A 6,204-nucleotide genomic window follows, 5' to 3' on the forward strand; every position below is an offset into this window, starting at 1 on the left:
GCCCCCCTCTCCCGGCGCCCCCCGCCGCCCCCCGCCGCGCCCCCCCCCCCCGCCGGGAAAGCGTGAAAGCCGAACCGGTTTCTTCCAGAATCGCCATAGTCCACCCCGCGAAGCCAGCGGTCAGGTGAGTACGACGCTGCAGGTGAACGACGATGAGCCGAGCGGAGCCCTCATTCAGGCCGCGACACCGAGCTCGTGGCGGGTTCGGTGGAGGAATTCGCGGACGGCGGCCTCCCGACGCCAGGGGGTGAGAGCTGCGTTGAACTCGCGGACGTAGTCCAGAGCCCGGCTCGACTGGACGCGGGCGAGGATGCCGACGGCCTGGTTGCCGAGTGCAAGACCTTGGTCCAAGTTGTTGCTCTGGAGATGGGCGGTCCCGACGATCGCGAGGCGCATGCCGACGGAGCGGGTGAACACTCCAGTCGGCATGGCGGCCGCTTGGGCGTTCCAGGTCAGGGCCTCCTTCGGCCTCCTGAGATCGCGGAAGACCTCGGCGGCGTCGGCCGAAAGCCGGGCGTGGTGATAGAAGTCGATCCAGGCTGGCTCATCGGCGCTGTCGCAGGTCTGGCTCAGCAGACCCTCGGAGGCGGCCAGGGCTGCCGAGGCGGCCCTGGCGTTGTTGTCGCGGGCGTGTGCCCGGGCCTCGATGAGTTTAGTGAAAGCCAGCACCCGGGGGGCGGCGTGGCCCTTTGCCCGTTCGAAGGCTCCCTGGGTCATGTCGATGGCCTCGTTGGCGAAGCCCCTCAGCAAGGTCTGCATCGCCATGGTGGTGAGCACGTAGCAGCCGAGCTGTACGTCGCCGCCCGCCCGGGCGAGGCGGAGGGCCTGGATGAAGTGCCGCTGGGCGACGTCGTGCTGACCGACGTCGAAGGCGGTCCAGCCCGCCAGGCGGGACAACTCGGCAGTCACCGAGAACAGCTCGCGGCCCACCTCGTCGCTGAACGAGCCGTTCAGCAGTGGCACAGCCCGCTCCTGCAGGCAGGCCGTCACCGAGTTCGCCTTCCAGTTCCCGCCGCCGTACTTCGAATCCCAGCGGCGGGCGTCGTCGGCGGCATCCCGCAGTTCGGCGAGGTCGGCGGTGCCGACCCTGCCACTGCCGCGATGCGAGGAGGTGTCGTCGGCCGGGCTCACCAGCCACCGGGTCACCGGGGTCGTGAACGAGGCAACGGCGAAGCTGGATCCGGCGAGGAAGTCGCGGCGGTTCACGGAACTCCAGAACGAAGTGGCGACGCGCACGGCGTCGGCGGGCTCTCGCGGAAAATCCAACCCCACCGCGGCGTCCGGTGTCTCCGCATCCGCCATACCGATCTCCGCCAACTGCACAGGCCGGCCGAGCCGTTCGCCGATCGCCCGGGCCAGAAGCCTGGGCACCGGCCAGTCGGGGACCATGCCCCGCCGACACCAGTTCGCGACCGAGGTGTGCGTATACGTGGTGGTCAGCCCAGCTTCGCGGGCCAGCTGGTTCACGCGATGGGCCAGCGACTTGTGGCTGGCGCCCTCGCATTTGTCGATCATCCGGGCCAGCGCGTCGTTCGGCGGCTTGGCCCGGCGGGTGGTCGACGCCACAGCGTCCCCCTCATTCCGTTCCCCGGCTGGGCGCGGGGAGTCGTACTCGACTGGGCACGAGAAGAATTCATACGCCCGGCACCTGACGCCGGATCACCGAGGGTATTGCCTCCACTCCTCGCAGTGAACCGCTTTCGCGAGTTGTGAGCCCCCTTGCGAGCCCTGCCCGCACCGTCCGCCAGACGGTTGCCTGGCGTTCCGGGCCTTCGCCGGGACCTGGGAAGACATCCTTCCGGCGGAGGCCACCACCGATTCACGCTCGGGGGTGACAACCAGATGTGCGGAATCGCAGGACTGGCCGGCGCCGACGCCGTCCGCCACCAGACCACCGTCGCCGCGATGGGGCTCGCTCAGCACCACCGCGGCCCGGACGGCACCCGGCACCTCACCTCGGCCGACGGCCGGGCAGTGCTGTCCATGAACACCCTGCTGATCGTCGACACCGCCGCCGACCCCGGCCCCTACCAGGACCCGACCAACGGCATCGTCCTCACCTTCAACGGCGAGATCTACAACTACCGGCAGGCCGCTGCGGCCTGGGGCATCCCGCTGGAGCTCGGCGAGACCGACGCCCACCTGGTCCTGCGGGCCTGGGCAAAGCTCGGCCCAGGCTGCCTCGCCGGCCTGGACGGCATGTTCGCCCTGGCCGTCTATGACCCGCGTGAGGGACAGCTGTTCCTGGCCCGGGACCGGCTCGGGGAGAAGCCGCTCTACTGGCGTCTCGATGGCGGACGCCTCGCCTTCGCCTCCGAGGTCACAACCCTGACCGGCTACGGCACCGTCCCTCTGGTCGTTCGCCCGGAAATGCTGAGCATCGAGACGCCCACCGGCACCGACACCCCGTTCCAGGGCATCCAGCTCCTGCCGCCCGCCGGGCTGCTGGCCTTCGACGTCGCGACCGGCTCGCTGGTCCAGCGGACCTGGTGGCAGTTGGAGGGCCTGGAGCCCTGGCAGGGCGACTACTCCACCGCGCTGGCCCGGTTCTCGACCCTGCTGGCGGACCGGATTCCGATGCGGGCGCCCGGCTCGGACTTCGCGCTGCTGCTGTCGGGCGGCCTCGACTCCTCGGTACTGGCCTACTTGATGAGGCCCCAGGTCTGCGTCACGGTCCGCTACCCGGGCCATGACCGCCTGGACGAGTCCGCGACCGCGGCCGTCGTCGCCCGGGACATCGGCGCCGAGCTGGTCGTCATCGAGCCGACCATCGAGGACTTCATCCGCTCGCTGCCGGAGATCATGCATGCGTTGGACTACCCGATGGGCAACGCGTCCACGTTCTCCGAGCACATGGCCTACCGGGCGATCGCCGAATGCGGCATCCGCGTGGTGATCGGCGGGCTGGGGCCGGACGAGTTGCTGATGGGCTACGTCCGCCACGCGCTGGTCCTGTTCGGCCCTCAGGCGGTGCTGGGCGCCGGGCTGGAGGCCTACCGGCCGCTCGCGTCCAAGCTCCTAGGCGCCACCGGTGAACGGCTGGAGCCGGCGGAGGCGATCGTGAAGCTGATCCTGCGTGGGCAGGGCCCGGACGGCCGCCTGCGGGAGCTGGTCGCCGACGCCCTCCGCCGGGCCGACGGCGACCTGGCCCGCGGGCTGACGCTGGCGGATCTGGCCACGGCCTGGCGTCCGCTGGTGATGACCTCGGACAAGCTGGCCTCCGCCTTCGCGCTGGAGCGACGCTCACCGTTCCTGGCACGGGACCTGGTCGAGTTCGCCTACCGGCTGCCGGTCGAGCACAAGATCGCTGGCCCGGCGGCCGGGAAGCGGATCCTGCGGGACGCGGCGAAGGCCCTCGGCCTGCCCCGGGAGGTCTGGGGCAGCCGCGACAAGCTGGGGTTCGCCTCCCCGGTCCCGAGCTGGCTCTCCGGCCCGCTGGAGCCCTGGGCGACCGCGCAGATCAGCTCGGCGCTCGACCAGGCGCCCAAGCGGCTGCAGCCGCTGCTGGCCGACGGTCTGAAGCCGGGTGGCCGATTCGACCGCACCAGGATGCAGGCCTTGATGGCCGCCGCCTGGTTCACCGACCACGCGCTGGCGGCTGCGGCATGACGACCCATCGACTCACTACGGTGAGCGGATGGAGAACCTTCCCGAGGACTCGTCCGCCGCCGAGCCGCGCGGAGCGGTCGCGCTAGTCACCAACCACCGCGGCGAGCTCCTGCTGCACCTGCGCGACGACATCGAGCTCATCGCCTGGCCTGGCCACTGGAGCCTTCTCGGAGGTGGCTGCGACCCCGGCGAGACGCCGGCCCAGGCGATCATCCGCGAGCTCGCCGAAGAGGCCGGCCTCACGGTCGGCGGCCTGACCGAGCTGTTCGAGACGCCGGACGTCCACGGCTCGGGGCAGATCATCACCTTCTTCGCCGGCTCCTGGGACGGCGACGAGACCGCGCTGCCACTGGCCGAGGGCGTCAAGCTCCAGTTCTTCGCCCCCGAGTACCTGCCCGTCCTGACCATCCCGCCGTTCATCCGCGACGGCATCCACCGCCACCTGGCCGCCCAGCCGGGCACCTGATGCCCCCGTCCTCGATGGGGTTGGGGCGCCCGGTCGGGCGGCACCCCGCCCCCTTGGAAGGACACGTTCGTGAAGCTCACCGTGATCGGCTGCGGCTACCTCGGCGCGACCCACGCCGCCGCGATGGCCGAGCTCGGCCACCAGGTCCTCGGGATGGACACCGATACCGACAAGGTCGAAGCGTTGAACAAGGGCCAGGCCCCGTTCGTCGAGCGCGGCCTGGACGACCTGCTCGCCAAGCACACCGCCTCCGGCGCCCTGCGGTTCACCGCCTCCTACGCGGAGGCCGCCGCTTTCGCCGACGTCCACTTCCTGGGCGTCGGCACCCCGCAACAGGACGGCAGCGGCGCCTACGACCTCACCCACCTGCACACCGCCGTCCGCCGGCTGGCTCCCGGGCTCCGGGACGGCGCGCTGATCATCGGCAAGTCGACCGTCCCGGTCGGCACCGTCGCGAAGCTGCGGCAGACCCTCGACGAGCACGTCCGTGACGGGGCGAGCACCCGCCTGGCCTGGTCGCCGGAGTTCCTGCGCGAGTCCTTCGCCGTCCTGGACACCCTGGAGCCGGACCGGATCGTGCTCGGCATCGAGGACGGCGACATCAGCAGCGAAGCCGTCTTCCGGACCGTCTACGCCGACATCCTGGCCACCGGTTCCCCGCTCATCGTCACCGACATCGCGACCTCCGAGCTGATCAAGGGCGCTGCGAACGCCTTCCTCGCCACCAAGATCTCCTTCATCAACGCGATGGCGGAGCTCTGTGAGCTGACCGGCGCCGACGTCCAGGAGATCGCCCTCGCCCTGGGCTACGACCACCGGATCGGCGCCAAGGGCATGCGGCCCGGCCTCGGGTTCGGCGGCGGCTGCCTCCCCAAGGACCTGGCCGGCTTCACCCACCGCGCCGAGGAACTCGGCGCCGACACCGGCCTGCTCCGCCAAGTCGAGGCGATCAACCGGCGCCGGCGCGAGCACACCGTCGAACTCGCCCGCGAAGCGCTCGGCGGCACCGTGACCGGCAAGCGGATCGCCGTCTGGGGCGCTGCCTTCAAGGCCCACACCGACGACATCCGCGACTCCCCGGCCCTCGCGGTCGCCGAGGCCCTACAGCGCGCCGGTGCCGAGGTCACGGTGCACGACCCCGCCGCGATGGAGAACGCCCGCAAGGCCTACCCCCACCTCGACTTCGCCGACGACCTCACCCAGGCTGCAACCGGCGCCGGGCTGCTGCTGCACCTGACCGACTGGCCCCAGTACTCCGACGCCGACCCCGCCGACCTCGCCCCGTACATCGCCGTTCCCAAGGTCATCGACGCCCGAGGCACCCTCGACGCGAACCGCTGGCGCGCGGCCGGCTGGATCTTCCGCGCTCTCGGTCGCCCCTGACCCCACGGCACACTCACGAATGCCCGGCCCGGCCGCCGTAGGCGCGCACGGCGCAGAGCGCAGGTCCTGCACCACCCGGAACAGGAGATCAAGGAGGAACACCTGAACGCGGCTCGCCGCAATCGGTGACAGGCCCCGCCGGCCACTGTCCGGGCAGCGACGTCGCCCCCATTGAGCTCAGCGCCTGACCCGCCGACGCGGGTGCCCCCGAGCCGTCCGGACGGCCCGGGGGCACCCGCGTTGGAAGACGCGACGTTCCGTTGCCGATGAGGTTGACCCTGGTCGTGAAGCCTGTGAAGAGCAGAATGAACGCCATCGTGAGTACGGTTGGCCCGGCGGACTCTCTTGGTCCGAGTCACCCGAAGGCTGACCCGTGTCCAAGAATCCCGGGTGGCAAGCCGGATCGTCAGATTCGGGGCCCCCGGCGGCAGCGGATTCCCCACTCGCCGTTGGGTGAGAACGACTCGCCGCTCGCCCGCGACACCAGCAGGCTCCGGCCGTCGAACGCGATCCGGTCGCCGACTGCCAGGAAGAGCGGACTGTTGAGCTCACAGAAGCCGCCGCTATCCGTCTCAAGGTCGTTCACGAGCATCATCCGCGGGACCGGAGTGACTCCGTCAGCAAGCAGCAGCATGGCGAGATCGTTCCACACCGGCACGACGTTGGATGATCCGCCGGGCGGGGCGGGGCCCGGGGAACGATTGCGGCGGGGGGGGGGGGGGCGGCGCGGGCGCGCGCCGCGCGGA

General features: G+C 71.0%; 5 protein-coding genes. 3 read left to right on the forward strand and 2 right to left on the reverse strand.

Annotated elements, in window-relative coordinates; translation table 11 throughout:
- Positions 1 to 174 precede the first annotated feature (174 nt).
- Complete coding sequence (locus ACFV4G_RS34630; protein ID WP_380446150.1) at positions 175 to 1,566, reverse strand: sporulation protein; 1,392 nt, start codon at positions 1,564 to 1,566, stop codon at positions 175 to 177.
- A gap of 276 nt (positions 1,567 to 1,842) precedes the next feature.
- Between ACFV4G_RS34630 and ACFV4G_RS34635 the strand changes: the two genes are divergently transcribed.
- The 3 genes from ACFV4G_RS34635 (at position 1,843) to ACFV4G_RS34645 (ending at position 5,458) form a co-directional block, all read left to right on the forward strand.
- The gene (locus tag ACFV4G_RS34635) at positions 1,843 to 3,609 is read left to right on the forward strand and encodes an asparagine synthetase B family protein (RefSeq protein ID WP_380446151.1); all 1,767 of its coding nucleotides are present in this window, start codon (positions 1,843 to 1,845) and stop codon (positions 3,607 to 3,609) included.
- Between the two features lie 28 nt (positions 3,610 to 3,637).
- Positions 3,638 to 4,075 carry an NUDIX domain-containing protein gene (locus ACFV4G_RS34640; RefSeq protein ID WP_380446152.1) on the forward strand — a complete coding sequence of 146 codons (438 nt, stop codon included), beginning with the start codon at positions 3,638 to 3,640 and terminating at the stop codon, positions 4,073 to 4,075.
- A 69-nt stretch (positions 4,076 to 4,144) separates the two neighbouring features.
- Positions 4,145 to 5,458, forward strand: a complete 1,314-nt coding sequence (locus tag ACFV4G_RS34645; protein ID WP_380446153.1) for a UDP-glucose dehydrogenase family protein — start codon at positions 4,145 to 4,147, stop codon at positions 5,456 to 5,458.
- Positions 5,459 to 5,864: 406 nt separating this feature from the next.
- Here ACFV4G_RS34645 and ACFV4G_RS34650 read toward each other — a convergent pair whose 3' ends face one another.
- Positions 5,865 to 6,110 carry a hypothetical protein gene (locus ACFV4G_RS34650; protein WP_380446154.1) on the reverse strand — a complete coding sequence of 82 codons (246 nt, stop codon included), beginning with the start codon at positions 6,108 to 6,110 and terminating at the stop codon, positions 5,865 to 5,867.
- Positions 6,111 to 6,204: the final 94 nt, after the last annotated feature.

Source organism: Kitasatospora sp. NPDC059747 (genome assembly GCF_042732955.1).
Taxonomy (GTDB): Bacteria; Actinomycetota; Actinomycetes; order Streptomycetales; family Streptomycetaceae; genus Kitasatospora.

Bases quoted from the DNA above. Each gene is read 5' to 3' on its own strand.
- ACFV4G_RS34640 (WP_380446152.1), top strand. From the start codon at position 3,638: ATGGAGAACCTTCCCGAGGACTCGTCCGCCGCCGAGCCGCGCGGAGCG.
- ACFV4G_RS34635 (WP_380446151.1), top strand. From the start codon at position 1,843: ATGTGCGGAATCGCAGGACTGGCCGGCGCCGACGCCGTCCGCCACCAG.